Source organism: Streptomyces sp. NPDC050564 (assembly GCF_044457265.1).
In the GTDB taxonomy this organism is placed as follows: Bacteria; Actinomycetota; Actinomycetes; order Streptomycetales; family Streptomycetaceae; genus Streptomyces.
Genome location: NZ_JBITGS010000017.1, coordinates 45,133 through 63,890, shown reverse-complemented (window position 1 = coordinate 63,890; position 18,758 = coordinate 45,133). Strand labels below are relative to the sequence as shown.

16 protein-coding genes are annotated in these 18,758 nt (G+C 70.7%); 9 read left to right on the top strand and 7 right to left on the bottom strand.

What is annotated here, in order from left to right; translation table 11 throughout:
• Positions 1–93 precede the first annotated feature (93 nt).
• The 5 genes from ACIBK0_RS26240 to ACIBK0_RS26220 are packed head-to-tail and all read left to right on the top strand — an operon-like array spanning position 94 to position 4,114.
• Positions 94–1,416, top strand: coding sequence for an ATP-binding protein (locus ACIBK0_RS26240; protein WP_399084717.1), 1,323 nt, complete (start codon positions 94–96; stop codon positions 1,414–1,416).
• Positions 1,413–1,826: a roadblock/LC7 domain-containing protein gene (locus tag ACIBK0_RS26235; RefSeq protein ID WP_399084714.1), complete on the top strand. Its 414-nt coding sequence runs from the start codon at positions 1,413–1,415 to the stop codon at positions 1,824–1,826. Before ACIBK0_RS26240 ends, ACIBK0_RS26235 begins: the two co-directional genes overlap by 4 nt.
• A complete protein-coding gene (locus ACIBK0_RS26230; protein WP_399084711.1) occupies positions 1,823–2,182 on the top strand; it encodes a DUF742 domain-containing protein in 360 nt (119 codons plus the stop codon). Before ACIBK0_RS26235 ends, ACIBK0_RS26230 begins: the two co-directional genes overlap by 4 nt.
• Entirely contained in the window at positions 2,160–2,777 is a 618-nt protein-coding gene (locus ACIBK0_RS26225; RefSeq protein WP_399084708.1) for a GTP-binding protein, read from the top strand. Before ACIBK0_RS26230 ends, ACIBK0_RS26225 begins: the two co-directional genes overlap by 23 nt.
• Positions 2,774–4,114, top strand: coding sequence for a cytochrome P450 (locus tag ACIBK0_RS26220; RefSeq protein WP_399084705.1), 1,341 nt, complete (start codon positions 2,774–2,776; stop codon positions 4,112–4,114). The genes ACIBK0_RS26225 and ACIBK0_RS26220 overlap by 4 nt, the downstream gene beginning before the upstream one ends.
• 7 nt (positions 4,115–4,121) lie before the next feature.
• Here ACIBK0_RS26220 and ACIBK0_RS26215 read toward each other — a convergent pair whose 3' ends face one another.
• From ACIBK0_RS26215 to ACIBK0_RS26205, 3 genes are all read right to left on the bottom strand, one after another.
• Entirely contained in the window at positions 4,122–5,366 is a 1,245-nt protein-coding gene (locus ACIBK0_RS26215) for a cytochrome P450 (RefSeq protein WP_399084702.1), read from the bottom strand.
• A gap of 129 nt (positions 5,367–5,495) precedes the next feature.
• The gene (locus ACIBK0_RS26210) at positions 5,496–5,918 is read right to left on the bottom strand and encodes a DUF6114 domain-containing protein (protein ID WP_399084699.1); all 423 of its coding nucleotides are present in this window, start codon (positions 5,916–5,918) and stop codon (positions 5,496–5,498) included.
• Positions 5,918–6,601 (bottom strand): DUF6230 family protein, encoded by a 684-nt coding sequence (locus tag ACIBK0_RS26205; RefSeq protein ID WP_399084696.1) that lies wholly within the window; start codon positions 6,599–6,601, stop codon positions 5,918–5,920. The genes ACIBK0_RS26210 and ACIBK0_RS26205 overlap by 1 nt, the downstream gene beginning before the upstream one ends.
• Before the next feature lie 603 nt (positions 6,602–7,204).
• On the opposite strand from ACIBK0_RS26205, the gene ACIBK0_RS26200 reads away from it, so the two are divergent.
• Positions 7,205–7,870 (top strand): Tat pathway signal sequence domain protein, encoded by a 666-nt coding sequence (locus tag ACIBK0_RS26200; RefSeq protein ID WP_399084693.1) that lies wholly within the window; start codon positions 7,205–7,207, stop codon positions 7,868–7,870.
• 4 nt (positions 7,871–7,874) lie between these two features.
• On the opposite strand, the gene ACIBK0_RS26195 is transcribed toward ACIBK0_RS26200, so the two are convergent.
• Positions 7,875–8,792, bottom strand: coding sequence for a lytic polysaccharide monooxygenase (locus tag ACIBK0_RS26195; RefSeq protein WP_399084690.1), 918 nt, complete (start codon positions 8,790–8,792; stop codon positions 7,875–7,877).
• A 432-nt stretch (positions 8,793–9,224) separates the two neighbouring features.
• Here ACIBK0_RS26195 and ACIBK0_RS26190 point away from each other — a divergent pair, with 432 nt between their 5' ends.
• Positions 9,225–11,024: a S8 family peptidase gene (locus ACIBK0_RS26190; RefSeq protein WP_399084688.1), complete on the top strand. Its 1,800-nt coding sequence runs from the start codon at positions 9,225–9,227 to the stop codon at positions 11,022–11,024.
• An 89-nt stretch (positions 11,025–11,113) separates the two neighbouring features.
• A complete protein-coding gene (locus ACIBK0_RS26185) occupies positions 11,114–12,313 on the top strand; it encodes a damage-control phosphatase ARMT1 family protein (protein ID WP_399084685.1) in 1,200 nt (399 codons plus the stop codon).
• A gap of 4 nt (positions 12,314–12,317) precedes the next feature.
• Here the strand turns inward: ACIBK0_RS26185 and ACIBK0_RS26180 are convergent, their stop codons facing one another.
• Both ACIBK0_RS26180 and ACIBK0_RS26175 read right to left on the bottom strand, forming a co-directional pair.
• Positions 12,318–13,586, bottom strand: a complete 1,269-nt coding sequence (locus tag ACIBK0_RS26180) for a cytochrome P450 (protein WP_399084682.1) — start codon at positions 13,584–13,586, stop codon at positions 12,318–12,320.
• Positions 13,583–14,431, bottom strand: coding sequence for an alpha/beta fold hydrolase (locus tag ACIBK0_RS26175; RefSeq protein WP_399084679.1), 849 nt, complete (start codon positions 14,429–14,431; stop codon positions 13,583–13,585). The genes ACIBK0_RS26180 and ACIBK0_RS26175 overlap by 4 nt, the downstream gene beginning before the upstream one ends.
• Before the next feature lie 595 nt (positions 14,432–15,026).
• Between ACIBK0_RS26175 and cyc2 the strand changes: the two genes are divergently transcribed.
• Positions 15,027–17,234 carry a germacradienol/geosmin synthase Cyc2 gene (cyc2, locus tag ACIBK0_RS26170; RefSeq protein ID WP_399084676.1) on the top strand — a complete coding sequence of 736 codons (2,208 nt, stop codon included), beginning with the start codon at positions 15,027–15,029 and terminating at the stop codon, positions 17,232–17,234.
• Here the strand turns inward: cyc2 and ACIBK0_RS26165 are convergent.
• Positions 17,173–18,693, bottom strand: a complete 1,521-nt coding sequence (locus ACIBK0_RS26165) for a hypothetical protein (RefSeq protein WP_399084673.1) — start codon at positions 18,691–18,693, stop codon at positions 17,173–17,175. The two genes, cyc2 and ACIBK0_RS26165, sit on opposite strands and share 62 nt — an antisense overlap.
• Positions 18,694–18,758: the final 65 nt, after the last annotated feature.

Below are 18,758 nucleotides of genomic sequence, written 5' to 3'. Positions count from 1 at the left end.
CCGTCGTGCGGCGCGTCCACTCGCGACCCACCCCCCACTCTTCCCACTGTCCTTCCCTTCAACTCACGTACGTATTTGAGGACTTGAAGACTCATGACCGAACGGATACCGGAGGCAGCGTTCTGGTGTGTGGCCGTCGGCCTGCTCGCCGTCACCGTGCTCCTGCTGCGCCAGCGCGGGATCACCGGGAGGCAGCGCAGCCGCAACACCGAGCTGGCACAAGGGCTGCGGGCCCGGGACGAGGAGCTGCGCCATCTGGTCGCGGTCCGCATCCCGGCCCTTGAGGACGACCCGCACCAGCCCCACCCCGCCGTGGGTCTGCTCGACGCCCGGCTCGCCGACACGGACTTCGCGAAGTGCCTCGACAGCGTTCTCGACCGGTTCTCCGGAGCCGTGGAGCACGCGCAGTCCCGCGCCGACCAGTCCGCGAAGGCCGCCCTGAAGGCGTCGATTCGCTCCATCCAGGCCCTCGCCAACGAGCAGCAGGTGTCCATCTCGGAGATGCAGGACCGGCACGACCACCCCGACGTGCTGCGCGACCTGCTCGAAATCGACCACACCAACGCCCAGTTCGGGCGTCGGGCCCAGGCCATCGCCGTCCTGTGCGGCTCCTGGCCGGGGCGGCAGCGCGCCACCTCCGCGCTGATCGAGGTCGTACGAGGCGCGACCTCCCGGGTCCGCGACTACCGACGCATCCGGATCAACGGACAGGTCGACATCGCCGTCGAGAGCCGCGCGGTGGAGCCCGTGGTCCTCGCGGTCGCCGAACTGTTGGACAACGCGGCCCGCCACTCGCAGCCGAACACGACCGTCGAGGTCAACGTGCAGTCGGTGCACAACGGTGCCTGCGTGATCATCGACGACGCCGGCGTCGGGATGGACGGGCAGGCGACGGAGCACGCCGCAGCGCTGCTCGCCGGCCGGGACGCGGTGGACGTCACCCGCCTCGACGACCCGCCCCAGTTCGGCTTCGCCGTCATCGGAGTGCTCGCCGCGCGGTACGGATTCAGCGTCTCGGTGGACACGCGCTCCCCGTACGGCGGCGTGCGCGCGGTGGTGTTCGTACCGGCGGCCCTGCTCACCCACGCGGACACGGTCCAGCAAGCGCCGCCGCCGGCCGAGCCGACACCGAAGCCCGCGCGTACGACGACTCGTACGTCCCCTCGTACGACCGAGCCCGCGGAGGCCATCACGGCCGGAGGACTGCCCAAACGGCGGCGTCGTGCGCCGCAGGCGTCGGCGACCGCCGGAGAGCGAACCGCCGTGCCGACCGAGGAGATCGGCGGCCGGTCGGCCGAGGAGAACGCCCGGCGCATGGGCGCGTTCGCGCGCGGCACCCGCTTCGGCCGGGCTGCCCAGGACGCCTCCGCCGCCGACGAAGCCCCCCACGAGAACGAAGGGAACACACAGGGATGATCGCGCCCATGACCAACGAGCTGGGGTGGATGCTCGACGAGGTCCTGAAGGTGCCGGAGGCGCGGCACGCGATCCTGCTGTCCGCCGACGGCATGCTCCGGGCCCACTCCGCCGACATCGACCGGGACGACGCAGAGCGGCTGGCCGCGGGCCTGTCCGGGGTGCAGTCGATCAGCCGCAGCACGGCCGAGTTCTGTGGCAGCCCGAACACGCCGTGGCGGCAGACCCTGATCGAGTTCGCGCACGGGTACGTCTTCCTCATCGCGGCCGGCGAGGGCGCGTATCTCGCGGTGTCGACGACGGAGAACGTCGACATGGAGGCGGTCACCTACCGGATGCACAAGCTGGTCGACCGGCTCGGCAAGGAGCTGACCAGCCCGGCCCGGCAGGACGCCGGCAGCCCGGCATGACGCCCCGGCGCCGTCCCGGAGAGCGGCTGGTGCGGTCGTACGTCGTCACGGACGGCCGCGCCCACCCGTCCCGCAACACCCTCGACCTGGTCACGCTGCTGATCGCCGCCGACGATCTGCCGCTCACCGGCCTGAGCCCGGAGAAGCGCCGGCTGATGGAGCTGTGCAGGCCCGGAGCGCTGTCGGTCGCCGAGGTGGCCGGGCATCTGGAGCTGCCGGTCAGCGTCACCAAGGTGCTCGTCGCCGACCTGATGGACAGCGGTCACATCGTCACCCGCGCGCCCATCCCTTCCGCCCGCCCTTCCGACACCCGCATCCTCCAGGAGGTGCTCGATGGGCTCCGCGCCCGCCTCTGACGACGTCTATCTGCGCCCCAGTGTGCAGACCGCGGTCAAGCTGCTGATCGTGGGCCACTTCGCGGTCGGCAAGACCACCTTCGTCGGCGCGCTGTCCGAGATACGGCCGCTGCGTACCGAAGAGGTCATGACCCAGGCCGGCGCCCTCGTCGACGACTTGGCCGGTACCAGGGACAAGACGACCACCACGGTCGCGCTCGACTTCGGCCGCCTCACCCTCAACGACGCCTTGGTCCTCTACCTCTTCGGCACCCCGGGACAGCAGCGCTTCACCGAGCTGTGGCAGGACATGACCCGGGGAGCGTTCGGCGCGCTCGTCCTCGCCGACACCCGGCGCCTCGACCATTCCTTCGAAGTCATGGGTGTACTGGAGGAGTTGGGGCTGCCCTATGCCGTCGCCCTCAACGACTTCGACGACGCACCCGCTCACGATCTGGAGGAGGTGCGCGAGGCCCTCGACCTGCTGCCCTCGACCCCGCTCGTACGCTGCGACGCCCGCGACCGGGTTTCCTCCACCGAGGCGCTGATCGCCCTCGTCGAATACCTGCTGACCCGCACCGGCGAAAGCCGCCCAGGCGAACTGGAGCACGCGTGACCGCCGTACCACCACCGGGCTGCCCCTTTCACGAGCCGCTGCACGGCCCGGAGTTCGCGGCCGACCCGGCCGCCGTCTACCAACGGCTGCGCAGGCTCGGACCCACCGCCCCCGTGGAACTGGCACCCGGAGTCCAGGCGACGCTCGTCACCTCGTACGAGGCCGCCCTGCACGTCCTGCGCAGCCCGGAGACCTTCTCCAAGGACCCCCGTCGCTGGAGAGACCTGGCCGACGGCATGGTCCCGATGGACAGCCCGGTCGTGCCGATGATGATGTACCGGCCCAACGCGCTGTTCACGGATGGAGAGGAGCACCGCCGGCTGCGCGGCGCGATCACCGACAGTCTGGCCCGGGTGGAGCCGAACACCCTGCGCGGTTATGTGGAGCGCAGCGCCGACACGCTCATCGACCGGTTCGCGCCGCTCGGCACGGCGGATCTGCTCGGCGAGTACGCCCAGGTCCTGCCGCTGCTCGTCTTCAACCACCTCTTCGGCTGCCCCGCCGACTATGGTGTGCGGCTGGTCGAGGGCATGTCCGGGATCTTCGACGGGGTGGACGCCGAGAAGGCGAACGAGCTGCTCTCCACCACCCTGCTCGACCTGGTCACGCTGAAGCGGGCCGAACCCGGGCACGACATGACGTCGTGGCTGATGGCGCACCCCGCCTGGCTCACCGACGAGGAGATGATCCACACCCTCGTCGTGCTGATGGGCGCCGGCACCGAGCCCCAGCAGAACCTGATCGCGAACAGTCTGCGGCTGCTGCTGTCCGACGACCGCTTCGGGGGCGACCTGTCCGGCGGCAGCCTGCCGGTGGAGGACGCCCTGGACGAGGTGCTGTGGACCGACCCGCCGATGGCCAACTACGCCGTGCACTATCCGATGCACGACGTCGTCTACGAGGGCATGACGCTGCGCGAGGGCCGTCCGCTGGTGGTGAGTCTCGCCGCCGCGAACACCGATCCGTCCCTGACGAGCGATCAGCGGGCTGGCAACCGTGCCCACTTGGCGTGGAGCGCGGGCCCGCACAACTGCCCGGCGCAGAGCCCGGCCCGGCTGATCGCGGCGGTCGCGGTGGAGAAACTCCTGGACCGCCTCCCCGATGTCGAACTGTCCGTTCCCTTGGGGGAGTTGGTCTGGCGGCCGGGCCCGTTCCACCGTGCGCTCGCCGCGCTGCCCGTACGCTTCCCGCCCACCGCGACGGTCGTGCGGCCCGACGGTGAGCGGCAGCCGCACGCGAGTGCCGTTCCGGCACCCGCCACGGAGCCGCCCACCGAAGGGCCCGACCGGCCGAGGAGCGGCTGGGCCCGGCTGCTGGCGTGGTGGCGCGGGGAGTGACCTGCGTCTACCCGATCCTGGCGGGCAGGGAGCGATGGCCGTTGGAGATGAAGGAGTCCACCGGCCGCAACTCCTCGGAGAGCACGGCGAGTCGGAGATCGGGGAACCGGTCGAAGAGCGCGGGGAGCGCGACGCGGGCCTCCAGGCGGCCCAGCGGGGCACCCAGGCAGTGGTGCACGCCGTAGCCGAAGGCGAGGTGCTCCTTGTCGGCGCGGGTGACATCGAAGCGGTCGGCGTCCTTGCCGTGCCGCTCGGTGTCGCGACCGGCGGCGGCGTACGCGGCGAGGATCGCCTCGCCCTTGCCGATCACGATGTCGTCCGGGCTGCCGAGTTCGGCGAGCGGCAGGTCCTCCACGGCGTACCGCAGGGGCAGGCTTGCGACCGGCGCGTCCACCCGCAGGGTCTCCTCGATCACGTCGTCCCAGGTGGCGCGGCCCGCGCGGACGTGGGCCAGCTGCTCCGGCCGGGTGAGCAGGGCGTGCACGGCGTTGTCGATGAGATTGACCGTGGTCTCGTGCCCGGCGCTGATCATCAGCACCAGGGTGTCGAGGAGCTCCTGCTCGCTGAGCTGTGTGCTGCCCTCCTCGTCGCGGGCCGCGATCAGCCCGGTGGTCAGGTCGTCGCCGGGTGACTCCCGCTTGGCGGCGACGAGTTCGGCCAACACGACGTACAACCGCTCGTAGGCGGCGGTCATCTCGCCCGGGTCGGCGGAGGTGTCGAAGATGCGGTCCACCAGCCGCCGCAGCTCGGGCCCCCGCTCCTCGGGCAGGCCGAACAGCTCACTGATCACCTGGATCGGCAGCGGGTAGCAGAGTTCCTCGCGCAGATCGACGACCCGGGACTCGCGCCCGGCCTCCGCGATCCGGTCGAGGAGCCGCTCGGTGATCTCCTCGATACGGGGCTGGAGCGCGGCCGTCCGGCGTGCGGTGAACGCCTTGGAGACCAGGATGCGCAGGCGTTTGTGGTCGCCGCCGTACGCGGTGAACATGTTCTGCACGGCGACCCAGGTGAACAGCGGCCAGTCCGGTGTGATCTCCCCGTTCGCGAGCCGGGGCCAGTGCTGCCGGGCGTCCTTGGACACCCGGGGATCGGTCAGCAGCCGTTTGAGCAGCTCAGGACTGCTGACCGCCCAGGCCTCCACGCCACCGGGGAGCGCCACGAGGGTCGCCGGCCCCCTGGCGCGGATGCGGGCGGCTTCTGCGTGAATGTCGCGGCCTGTCGCGTCTATCACTAAGGGGCTTGGGTTTCCCATCGGGAGCCTCCCTGGCACTCGAACGTCAACATGGCACGTCACGCTACGCGGGAGTACGGTTCCCCAGCGAGACCGCCTGACGCCAAGTTCGTACGCGGGCAACTTCCCTGCGCATACACGCAAGTGGTTCTAGGCAGCCTCGGTCGCCGCCCGCTGCTGTTCACGGCGGCTTCGCAGCAGTCGCCTGCGTGGCTGCTGGTCCGGGAGCCAGCCGAAGGCGAGGCAGCTGCCGGTGGCTCCGAGGAGCAGGCCGATGAGGAAGCCACCCAGGTTGGAGGTGAGCCAGGTGCCGAGGGAGAGGAGGATGCCGAGCAGGGAGTAGAAGAGGCGCTGGGTGGGGTTGAAGAGGATCAGCAGGCCGCAGAGCAGCATCAGGGTGGGGAGAAGGTAGCCGGCCAGGCCCTGCATGCCGATGTGCATGACGACCTTCAGGGACGCCTTCTCGGTGAGGAGGATCTCCGCCCCGGCCAGGGTGAGCAGCAGACCGCCCCAGAAGGGGCGGTGCGCGCGCCACTGCCGGAAACCGGACCTCAGGTTCCGGGCGGAGGACATCAGCAACCCGTGTCGCTGAAGCGGAGTTTGAGACCGGGGAGCTTGAACACCGCTGCGGTGGTCGCGTAGTTGGTCTGACGCAGATTCGCGATGCGCACGGTGTCGGCCTGCTGGCTGAACACGCCCTTGGGGCCCTGGACTCCGGCCTTGTCGAGCGTGCTGGCGTCGTTGCCGATCTCGATGTTGTCGAACGAGGCGTCACCCGACAGCTCGGTCGAGTCGGTGGTCAGATGGCTTGCCTGCACCTTGTCCGAGCCGCTGCCCGCGGTGATGAGCAGGTTCGTGCCGCCCAGGTCGACGCTCTGGCACAGCTTGGTGAGCGTCGCGTTCTTGATCGCGGAGGTGACGACCAGGACCTGGCCGCCGGTGTCGCCGGCGTTCGGGCTGCCCTCCGCCATGTTGTCGAGGCCGCCGAACTGCTCGAAGCCAGTGCCGTTGAGCTCCGTCGCCGTGACCGTGAACGGCATGCCGGAGATGGCGAACTGGACACCCAGGGCGCCCTGGGCGGTGAGGATCATCAGCCCCGCGGCGATCGCGGTGGCAGGCACCGCCATCACGGCGGCGCGGCGCAGCCGGACCCGCCCGCGTCTGTCCGACGCGTCGGTGGCGGAACCGCTTTCCGCGCTCTCGGGGGTCTCGGGGGTGGAACCGTTGGACGCCGTGGCGTCCGAGGACGAGGCCATGTCTGCTCCCTGGGCATGGTCGATGCGGGTAGGGGGTCCAGTGGCACGTTGTCCTGGCGCGGACAGCGGCTGCGGCGCACGCCTCCTCGCCTCTCCCGGAGGACGCAAGGGCTTTCTCGTTACGCGACAGTAGCCGCCGAGGAAGTTACCCGGGGTTACATTCACGGGTCAAGTGACCTGTGGGAAAAGAGTGTTGGTTGTGCGGCGCCTGTGAACACGACACGGTGACATGGCCGCGTTGACCTTCAACTTCCTTGCTCCGCCTTGACGTTGACCCTTCACCAGGTCTACAACTCTCCCTTGTTTCCCACGGATCCGTGGCGCCGGATCCCTTGCGGTGTGCGCAAGTCACCTCCCGGACCCCGACCTGTACGGGGCTGTCGTGACATGTCCGATCGCGCAGTGCGCCCCCTTGTCCACCCCCCACCCCGTGGCACCGGCGCGGTCGCCTTCCCCCCTGGGCCGTGACCGGTCGCCCGGCTGTCGCTGCCGGTCCGTGGCGTGCGGAGAAGGCGCCACGGCCCGGCGGCGGTTCACCCCCGCACGCCCCGCGCCCCCGCGCGGCCAGGCACCCCACACCCCTTCGGAGAAGAGGCACCCCCCATGCGTACTCGATCCCTCCTTGCCCTCGTCGGCGTCGCCGCGGCGCTCTCGGTGTCCGCGGCCGTCCCCGCCTCCGCGGCCGACACCCCGGTGCTCACCACCGGCGCCGCGGGTGGAACCCCCGTCGCCACCGGGGACGTCCTCAGCGCCTCGCTGGCGAGCGGCACCGCGGCCACGCTCTACTCCAGCAGCACCGGCACGAGCGGTGTCTCCTGCTCCTCGTCGACCTTCACCGCCACCGTCGCCGACAACCCGGCGGCCCCCGGTGTGGCCACCGAGTCGCTCACCGGGCACACCTTCGACAGCAGCACGTGCACCAGCAACGTGACCGGCGTGCTCGGCGTCACCGGCATCACCGTCGACAACCTGCCGTACACCACCACCGTGGCCTCCGACGGCACCGTCACCGTCACTCCCGGGGCCGGCTCCACCATTCAGACCACGGTCAAGCTGCGCACCCTGCTGGGCAGCATCACCTGTGTCTACCAGGCACCCAGCCTGTCCGGGACGGCGAGCAACACGGACAACAGCATCGCCTTCACCAACCAGCAGTTCACGAAGACCTCCGGCTCGTCCCTGTGCTTCGCCAACGGCTACTTCACCGCCAAGTACGCGCCTGTCACGGACACCGGCCAGTCCGGGAGCCCGGCAGTCTTCGTCAACTGACCGCTCAGCGGCGGCGCCGGATGGTGACGGCGACCCCCACGGTGAGGAGGAGTGCCGCGATCCCCCCGGCCACGAGGGGGAGCGCGGCGCTACCGCCCGATGTGCTGTCGGCGGCGGGCGCCAGATGATCCGGCGCGGTCTCCCGGGCCGGTGCGGTGGTCACCAGTGACGGCGACTCGGTCGTCGGCGACGGGGACGTGGTCGTCCGCGCCGGCGTGGGCGTCCGCTTCGCCGGTGCCGACGACCTGCGCGTGTTCTGAGGGGCGGGCGTCGACGCCTCACGCCCGCCGGACAGAACGACGTCCGAGCACGAGTAGTACGTATCGGTCGTGCTCGAGTTCTGCCAGATCGTGTACAGCATCTGGCGGCCGGTCCGGCCGGACGGCAGTGTGGCCTTGATGCGGTAGGCGCCGTTCACCAGAGCCGGGTCGGTGGCGGTGGCGAACGGCTGCGCCGGCAGGTCGGACCACTTCAGGGGCCGGGTCGGGTCGTAACCCGGCTTGGTGAGATACAGCTTGAAGGTCCCCGTGTGCGGGATCGTCGAGCTGTACGTGAGGGTGAAGCTCCCGCCGGGCCTCAGCCGGGTCGAGGGCCAGTCCGCGCGGGCGAGGTCGAGGCCCTTGTAGGCGGGCAGGCCCCCGCTGCACAGCTGCCCGTCGGGAATCACCTGGCGGTCCCTGCCGTTGACGCCGGCCACCCTGAGGTTGTCCCAGGCCGTGAAGGGCGCGCCGTTCGCGGCGATCGCCGACTTGCAGGCCGCGGTCCGGATCAGACTTCCGCCTTCGGGAGAGCAGGCCGCGACCCGGCTGACCGGATCCGTCGGCGCGCCGTGCGCCTGGGCGGGCGCCGCGGCCCACGTCGCGAGGAGCAGCGGAGCCGCCACGGCGACAGCGGCCGCGGTGGCGGAGCGGTAGGCGGTCATCCGGTGGGTCTCCTCGGTACGTCGGCGGAGCGGACCGGGAATGCGGCGCGTGGCTGGGAGCCGTCGCGGCGGATGCCACCGCACGCGGCCTGGACGCACTCCTGGCTCGGGGCACAGTGAAGTACGGGGCCGCGGGGCCGAACGTTCAGCACCGTGATATGCGCGAAACGGCATTTTCTTGGCCAACTGCCCTGATCCGAGGGTCGGTTACCGGCCAGATCGAGGGTTTCCCCTGTATCCCTCTTACCTGGCCTTTGCCTATCGTTCGAGCACAGGCGACCCACAGGAAACCCCTCGCCGGGTCGCACGCGCATGGCCGGTCACCGCGCCGCTTTCTGGATTTGCACCCCCCGCCGCTTCGACGACGAAGCGAATCGACCGCTGCTCCGCATCGCACCGCGCTGCCCGGAGCCGGGCCCGAAAGGCAAGCCCTTGCGTCCCTCCCCCTCCCCCTCCGGCAGACGGAAGCTGCTGTCCGTCGCCGCGATATCCGCCGCGCTGCTGGCCGGAACGACCACCACGGTGGCCGCACAGCCGTCCACCGGGACCGTGCGGGTCACCCCCACCGCGCAGGCGGCCGCCGCCCCGGCGGAGCGCCTGATCGTCGGCTACAAGTCCGGCGCCCCCGAGGCCAACTCCAACAAGGCCGCCGACGCCGACGCCCGGGTCAAGGGCGAGAAGGCCGGTGAGGACCTCGACTTCCAGCGCCGCCTCGGCACCGGCGCCGCCCTGGTCGACCTCGGCACCGGGCTCAAGAAGGCGGACGTCGCCGACGTCATCGCGCAGTACCAGGCCGACCCGCAGGTCGCCTACGTCGTACCGGACCGCCTCAACAAGCCGCAGGCGGACCCGAACGACACCGAGTACGCCAAGCAGTGGGACCTGTTCGAATCCACCGCGGGCATGCGCGTCCCGGGCGCCTGGTCCACGTCCACCGGCAGCGGGGTGACCGTCGCCGTCATCGACACCGGCTACGTGGCCCACTCCGACGTCGCCGCGAACATCGTCGGCGGCTACGACTTCATCTCCGACACGGCGGTCTCGGTAGACGGCGACGGGCGCGACAGCAACCCGGCCGACCCGGGCGACTGGTACGCGACCGACGAGTGCGGCACGGGCACCGGCTCCAGCAGCTCGTCCTGGCACGGCACCCACGTGGCGGGCACCATCGCCGCAGTCACCAACAACAACAAGGGCGTCGCGGGCATCGCGTACAACGCGAAGATCTCCCCGCTGCGTGTCCTCGGCAAGTGCGGCGGCTACGACTCCGACATCATCGACGCCATCACCTGGGCGTCGGGCGGCAGCGTCTCCGGGGTCCCGGCCAACACCAACGTCGCCAAGGTCATCAACATGAGCCTCGGCGGCTCGGGCGCCTGCACCTCCGCCACCCAGAGCGCCATCAACGCCGCCGTGAACCGCGGTACGACAGTCGTGGTGGCCGCGGGCAACGACAACGACAACGCCTCCAAGTACTCCCCGGCGAGCTGCAGCAACGTCATCACCGTCGCCGCCACCGGCCGTACCGGCTCCCGGGCCTCGTACTCCAACTACGGCTCGATCGTCGACATCGCGGCCCCCGGCGGCGAGATGAGCACCGGCACCGCCAACGGCATCCTGTCCACGCTCAACTCCGGGACGAAGACGCCGACTTCGGAGTCGTACGCGTACTACCAGGGCACCAGCATGGCCACTCCGCACATCGTCGGCCTGGTGGCGCTGATGAAGTCGGCGAACCCGTCGCTGACCCCGGCGCAGATCGAATCGGCCATCAAGTCCAACGCCCGTGCCCTGCCCGGCACTTGCTCGGGCGGCTGCGGTGCGGGACTCGCGGACGCGACCAAGACCGTCCAGGCGGTGGCGTCGAGCGGGGGCTCGACCGGTGGCACCACCTTCTCCAACACCACCGCCCTGTCGATCCCGGACGCCGGCTCCGCCGTCGAGTCGTCGATCGCGGTCAGCGGCCGCAGCGGCAACGCGCCCTCCACACTCCAGGTCGGCGTCGACATCACCCACACCTACCGCGGTGACCTCGTCATCGACCTGGTCGCGCCCGACGGCTCGACGTACCGTCTGAAGTCCTCCAGCTCCTCGGACTCCGCGGACAACGTCAGTGCCACCTACACGGTCGACGCCTCCAGCGAGACGGCCAACGGCACCTGGAAGCTGCGCGTCCAGGACGTGGCCGCGCAGGACACCGGCACGCTCAACAGCTGGAAGCTGACCTTCTAGCAGACCGGTTGAGCTCTACGGGGGGAGGGGCCGTCCGACGCGCACACGTGTCGGCCGGCCCCTTCTGCTCGGCCGGTACGGTGAGCGGCATGCCCGAGCGCGCCGAATTCCCCGATTCCCCCGATTCCGCAGCTCCCGCCGACGCCCCCGTGATCCTCAGCAACGCGGTGGGCTCGTTCCCCTGGAGCGTGTTCGCCGAGCGGCACCCGGCGCTCATCCGGAAGGTGCGGGACGCCTTCCCGTACGGCCCCGAACAGCACCGCGCGCTCGACGCCCTGCTCAAGAGCAGCACCGAGGGAGTCATCGAACCGCTCGGCGCGCAGGCGTCGGACCGGGAACAGTGGGATGCGTGGGGGCGGAAGTACTTCGGGCGATCCTGGTTCGACGTGCCCTTCCTGTGGGCCGAGAGCTACTGGTACCGCCAACTCCTCGAAGCCGTCGCGTACTTCGCCCCGGGCCCCTGGAAGGGCATCGACCCCTTCCGCCCCTTCAAGCTCGCCGAACTCGACACCCCGGAGGCCGCCGAGGAACTCTCCGCGCTGGACGCACTCGCCGAGCGGCCGGTCGAGGACCAGGAGCAGGCGCTGCTGCACGGCTCGCTGTGGGGCAACCGCGCGGACCTCGGCTTCCGCCTGGCCGCCAAGGAGGGCGAACCGGCGGCCGATTCCCCGCTGGTCGCCAACGACAGCGAGCGGCTGCGGGCGTTGTTCGCCGGCGGCACGCTCTGCCTGGTCGCGGACAACGCGGGCCGGGAACTCATCCCCGACCTGCTCCTGATCGACCATCTCCTCCGCCACCACCGCGCCGGGCGGGCCCTCCTGCACATCAAGCCCTACCCGTACTACGTCTCCGACGCCACGACCGCCGACGTGCTCGACGCGCTGCGCCGCCTCACCGCCGCCAAGGGCGCCGCCGCCGACTCCGGCCACCGCCTCTGGTCGGCCCTGACCGACGGCCGCCTCGTGGTGCGGGCCCACCCCTTCTCCTGCGCCCCGCTGCCGTACGCCGACATGCCCGACGACCTCCGTCAGGAGTTCGCCGAAGCCGATGTGACGATCATGAAAGGCGACCTGAACTACCGCCGCCTCATCGGCGACCGGCTGTGGCCCGCCACCACCCCCTTCGCCGTCCCCACCGCGTACTTTCCCGGCCCGGTGGCCGCCCTGCGCACCCTCAAGTCCGACGTCATCGTCGGCCTCGACGCTCGCACCGAGTCCGCGCTCGTCGCCACTGAGGATCAGCGCTGGCGCACGAGCGGCACGCATGCGTTGATCCAGGTGAGGTCATGACGTCTCAAGTCACCTGCGCCGGAAGCGTCTTGAGGCCGTTGATGAAGTTCGAGACAAGGCGTCGGGGAGGTCCGGCGGTGCGTAGTGCAGGCAGGGCGCGCAGCGTCTCCTCGTAGAGCACGCGCAGCTGCAGCCGGGCGAAGTGGGCGCCGAGGCAGACGTGCGGGCCGTCGCCGAAGGAGACGTGGGGATTCGGGCTCCGGGCGAGATCGAGCCGGTGCGGATCGGTGAACACGCGCTCGTCGTGGTTGGCCGAGGCATGGAAGACGACCACCTTGTCGCCCGCTCGGATGCGCTGCCCGGCCAGTTCGGTGTCGACGGCCGCGGTGCGACGGAAGCTGAGCACGGGGGGATGCCGGCGCAGCAACTCCTCGACGGCGGTACCGAGAGGGAAGCGGCCCGAGCGCAGTCCGTCGTACGCTTCCGGGTGTTCCGCCAGCGCCAGCAGGCCTCCGGGAGCCGCACTGCGTACGGTGTCATTGCCCGCGACCGTGAGCAGGAAGAAGAACATCTCCAGCTCGGCGGGGGCGAGTTCGGGGTCGGTAGCGAGGGTGGTCATCACATCGTCGCCGGGACGGCTCTTCTTGTGGAGGGCCAATTGGTGCGCGTACCCGAACATGTCCCGCAGCATCCCCGGGGAGCGCGGATTGACGGGCCGGCCCCGCGCGTCGAGCACGGGCTCGCCCGCCTCGTCGGGGTCCTGGTAGCCGATGACCCGCTGCGTCCAGTGCAGCAGCAGCTCCCGGTCGCGCTCCGGCACGCCGAGCACGTCCGCGAGGTTGAGCAGGGCGTAGTCGTCGGTGACAGCGGAGACCAGGTCGCAGGTCCCGTCGCCGGACCTAGCCCGGTCCACCGCCCGCCCGAGCAGCGTACGGGCCCGTTCGCGCGCCACCGACTCGAAGCGTTCGACGCGGCGCGCAGTGAAGGCGCGGCTGACCAGACGCCTCAACCGGAGGTGTCCCGGCGGATCCTGATTGAGCATCATGCGGCGGATGAACGGCAGGTCGTCCGGGTCCGGATCGCGGATCTGGGTCGCTCCGAGGTACGACGAATACACCTCCGAGTCCTTGAGGACCCGGACCACGTCCGCCTGCCGGGTCACCGCCCAGAACCCCGGTCCCGCCGGCCAGCCGAGCACCTCGGGCTCCTCCTGCCAGGCCACGGGGTGACGGTCGCGCAGGGTGCGGTACGCGACATGGGGGACCCCATCGGCGTACCGCCGTGGATCGAAGACGTCCGGCACGGGCGGCGCGGTCTCGCGCGCGAGGCTCACGCGGGGCCGCCCTCGCCCGCGCGCCCGGCCGTGGCTGCGCCGGAGTCGTCCGAACACCCGGAAGCGGGCGCGCCCGCGTCGTCCGCGCGCAGGAAGTCCTCGACCACGCGGATCAGCTCCAGAGGGGTTTCGTCCATCGCGTAGTGGCCCGCTCCGAGCAGCTCGCGCACCTCTGCGCGGGGGTACCAGCGCAGCCAGGTCTCCCGCATCAGTGCCGCCGAGAGCGCGGGATCCAGTGCGCCCGTCACGGCCAGCGCGGGCACCCTCGACCCCTCGGCCTCGGTGTGGAAGTCCTCCCCGGCCCAGGAGTCCAGCCAGGCCCGGAACGCCTTCGCCTCGCTGACGGCGAGCGAGCGGGCCACCATCCGGTCCAGCCAGATGGCCGGGCGGTGGCCGCCCGTCGTGAGGTCGATGATGGCGCGCCGGTTCTCCGGCTTGTGGGCGGCGTCGGCGAAGAGTTCCCACTGGTCCGCGGGCATCGGGAGCCCCGACGCGGGCACCGGAGAGACACCGACCAGGCGGCGCAGCCGGTCCGGGGCGAGGGCCGCCAGACGTTGGGCGACGGCGCCGCCCATCGAGTGACCGATCACCGAGAACCGCTCCCAGCCGAGCCGGTCCGCCAACTCGACGAGATCGGCCGCCGCCTCGGCGGTCGTGTACGCGCCGACCGCGTCCTTCGCCTCTCCGTAGCCCCGCAGATCGACCAGCGCGTACTGGAACGCGGCGCGGTCCAGATCCGGCAGCACCGCCGTGTACGCGGACCGGTCGGCGAACCAGCCATGCACGGCGAACACCTTGTGGGCGCCGTCGCCGTGCACTTCATGAGGGAGCACGAAGGAGGTCATGCGACCACGGTGACCCGGAGGATGCGGGTCGGCAAGGGCGCGCGCGGCACGTCCGTGAGACACGTCAGTGAGGACACATCCGTGAGGCGCGCGCGGTGGCCACGGAGGCGCTGCCGGATGCGCTGGCGTGGGTGGCGGAGGAGGTGCTGGCGGGGGCCTGAGAGCACGAGCAGAAGGCTTTCGCCCCGCGCCCCTTTTCAGGGGCGCGGGGAACTGCGCAGGCGGAGGGGGCGAAATCCGCCCCGCGGTCGCCCCAGCCGTACGACCTGCCACACCATCCGGTGGTCCGACCCCGGCACGGTCCCGTCCCCGACGAGCCGGTACAGCGGATCGTCCGAGGTGGGCCAGAAGACATCGTTCCCGCACGGGAGAAGCCCCGAGGCCGGCGGGGCGCCGGCCAAGGCGCGGCCGCGCCTCTCACGCCGCGCCGCGCTCGCCGACATCGCCGGAGCGGCGTCGGCCGAAAGGGCAGGTGATCTGGCAGCCGTTGCCTGTACGCCTGGCCTTCACGCATCGAAAACGGGTGGATTCACGCGATGGTGTGATCATGTCCGGGCAGTCGGATGTCGCCGGGGGCCATGGGTAGTGCCCGGCCATGACGCAGCCGTTCGAACTCCCGCACTTCTACATGCCGTATCCCGCACGGCTGAACCCGCATCTCGACGAGGCACGGGCTCATTCCGTCGAATGGGCCCGCGGAATGGGCATGCTGGAGGGCTCCGGCATCTGGGAACGGTCCGACCTCGACGCACACGACTACGGCCTGCTGTGCTCGTACACGCACCCCGACTGCGACGGAGCCTCACTCTCCCTGATCACCGACTGGTACGTGTGGGTGTTCTTCTTCGACGACCACTTCCTGGAGACCTTCAAACGCAGCCAGGACCGCGACGGCGGCAAGGCCTACCTGGACCGGCTGCCCCTCTTCATGCCGCTGGACCTCTCGACCCCCGTACCGGAGCCGGAGAATCCGGTCGAGGCGGGCCTCGCCGACCTGTGGGCGCGCACGGTGCCCTCTATGTCGGTGGAATGGCGCAAGCGCTTCGCCGTGTCCACGGAGCACCTGCTCAACGAGTCGATGTGGGAGCTCTCCAACATCGACGAAGGGCGGATCGCCAACCCCGTCGAGTACATCGAGATGCGCCGCAAGGTGGGCGGTGCCCCGTGGTCGGCGGGTCTCGTCGAGTACGCGACCGCCGAAGTGCCCGCCTCCGTCGCCGGATCCCGGCCCCTGCGCGTGCTGATGGAGACCTTCTCCGACGGTGTGCATCTGCGCAACGATCTTTTCTCGTACCAGCGGGAGGTCGAGGAGGAGGGCGAGCTCAGCAACGGCGTCCTCGTCCTGGAGACCTTCTTCGGCTGCACCACCCAGGAGGCCGCCGAGACCGTCAACGACATCCTCACCTCACGGCTCCAGCAGTTCGAGCACACCGCCCTCACCGAAGTGCCCGCGCTGGCCGAGGAGAAGGGGCTCACCCCTGACGAGGTCGCGGCGGTCGCGGCGTACACGAAGGGCCTGCAGGACTGGCAGTCGGGCGGCCACGAGTGGCATCTGCGGTCGAGCCGCTACATGAACGAGGGGGCGCTGGAGGGGGAGCGGCCGTTCGGTGTCGGCGGGTTCGGCACGTCCGCCGTGGACGTCGGGGCCCTGCTCTCCGCGGCCGGGGCGGAGCGGCTGCGCTCGTACACCCATGTCCCCTTCCAGAAGGTCGGACCGTCCCGACTCCCCGACTTCCACATGCCGTTCGAGGTGACGCTGAGCCCGCATCTGCCGGGCGCCCGCGAGCGCCTCACCGGCTGGATGCACGCCATGGGCATGCTCCAGGAGGGCGTCTGGGACGAGGACAAACTCGCCGCCTACGACCTGCCGCTGTGCGCGGCCGGCCTCCACCCGGACGCGACGGCGGAGGCCCTCGACCTCGGCTCCCAGTGGCTGGCCTGGGGCACCTACGGTGACGACTACTACCCGCTCGTCTTCGGCAACCGCCGCGACCTGGCCGCCGCCAAGCTGACCACCGCACGCCTGTCGGCCTGTATGCCCGTCGACGGCGAGGCGACTCCGGTCCCGGTCAACGGCATGGAGCACGGACTCCTCGACCTCTGGCAGCGCACGACGGCCGACATGACCCCGGACGAGCGGCGCACACTACGGGCCGCGGTGGACGTGATGACGGAGAGCCGGCTGTGGGAGCTGTCCAACCAGATCCAGCACCGCATTCCCGACCCCATCGACTACCTGGAAATGCGCCGCGCCACCTTCGGCGCCGACCTCACCATGGGCCTGTGCCGCCTGGGGCACGGCCCGAAGGTCCCGCCCGAGGTCTACCGCAGCGGCCCGGTCCGGTCGCTGGAGAACGCCGCTGTCGACTACGGGATGCTCATCAACGACGTCTTCTCGCACCAGAAGGAGATCGAGTACGAGGGCGAGGTCCACAACGGCATCCTCGTCGTGCAGAACTTCTTCGGCTGCGACTACCCGGCCGCGCTCGGCGTCATCCACGACCTGATGACCCAGCGCATGCAGCAGTTCGAGCACGTCGCCGCCCATGAACTGCCGCTCCTGTACGAGGACTTCAAGCTCTCGAAGGAGGTGCGCGGGATCATGCAGGGCTATGTCGTGGAGCTGCAGAACTGGATGGCCGGGATCCTGAAGTGGCACCAGGACTGCCATCGCTACGGCGCGGCGGACCTGGCCCGGCGCGCCCACGGCTTCGTGCCGGACCAGGTGCCCGCGCTGCCGTTCAGCCGGCCGGGGGTTCCGGTATCGGCCGCTGTGCGGCCGGGCTCTCCTGTCGCTGTCTGACACTGGCCCGGGCCGCCTCGGAGAGTTCCGCGAGGAGCGCCGCGGCGGCCTCGGTCAGCTCGTGGACCTCCGCCGCGAGAGAGGCGTCGGCCGCGGCGGCACGGGCCAGATCCTGGTGTTCCTCGACCATGTGCGCGCCGAGCCGAGTGCCCCTCCAGTGCGGCAAGGTGTCGTCCCAGGGCTTGGCCAGCGCGTCGCGCAGAAGCCTCAGCCCGCCTACGGCCGCCACGAGTTCGCCTGCCTCCCGCTCCATCCGGGCGAGGGTCAGCAGTGCGCTGACCCGGGCCTCGCAGGTGTCCCTCAAAGGCACGTACAGGCGGTAGGCGCGCAGCGCCTGGAAGGTGTCGCCGAGTTCCGTGAACTCGTGTGTCAGCGAGAGCAGTTGGAATTCGTCCGATCTGGACGGCCTCTTTCTGAAGGCGCGCAGGCCGATGTCGTCCAGTCGGCGGATCAGAGCTGCGCGGGCCGGTTCGGTCAGGCCCTGCTCCCGAGCGAGGGCGGTCCAGGTGGTCAGCGGTTCGTCCTCGGGGTCGGTGCCGAAGAGGGACGCGTCGAGGCCCTCCGCCCACTCCCGCAGCTCCTCCCCGCTCGCCCCGGGCTCGGGCATGCCACCGAGTCCGCACCAGGTGTCGTACGTCGTCTCGCGGACCTCGTGAAGCAGCGGCAGGTCCTCCGGCCGACCGTGCAGTCCCACCAGGACGGCGGCGAGGCGCAGTTCGTCGGTCATGGAGGACTCGGCCTCGTGCTTCAACAGCTGCCGCAGCAGCGGGAGGTCGGTGTCGCGGCGGTCGAACTGGGCGGCGCGCAGGGCGAGTACGCGTCGCACCGGGTCCTGGGCCACCTCGTCCCACGCCGTACCGGCCCGCAGCAGCGCCAGATCGGCGCGGCCCCGGTCGAGGACCGTCTCCCGGAACGGGGGACGGGGATGCCGGTCGAGGAGCTGGTAGGCGCCACCCTCTTCGGCGTTGAGGAGGAGAAAGTCGGGCTCCGTGCGCAGCAGCGCCGCGTGCAGCAGGCCGATGAGCTCCACGGGTGACCGCTCGGGCAGGCCCAGTGCCGCCCGGAGTTCGGTGCGCTCGGTGTCGATCCCGTGGTACTCCCGGATCTCCTCCTCCGTCTCGGCGATCTCCGCGAGGATCTTCTCCTCGCCGTCGCTCGGAGCGAGGTGCAGGTAGTCGTGCCAGCCGGGCAGTCCGACCAGGATCTCCAACGCCGCGTCGACACTGTCCCCGATGATTCCGGCCGAACCCTCGGAATCGGCGTACAACACGGACCCGTCCGCGCACACGAAATACGTACCGCCCGTGTCGTCGCCCGCTATCGGCCGCAGCGCGCCGTCCGAGGCCAGCCTGACACTCTCGACGTGGTCCGCGCGGGTCAGGTCGAAGTTGAAGGGAAACGCGGCCAGTTCGGCCAGTCGAGGGTTCTCCCGGAGCAGCCGGAGGGCGTGATCGGTCATGTCACAGAACGTAACAGCCGCCACTGACAACGCGTCGATCATGTCACGCCGCCGTGTGCGCCTGT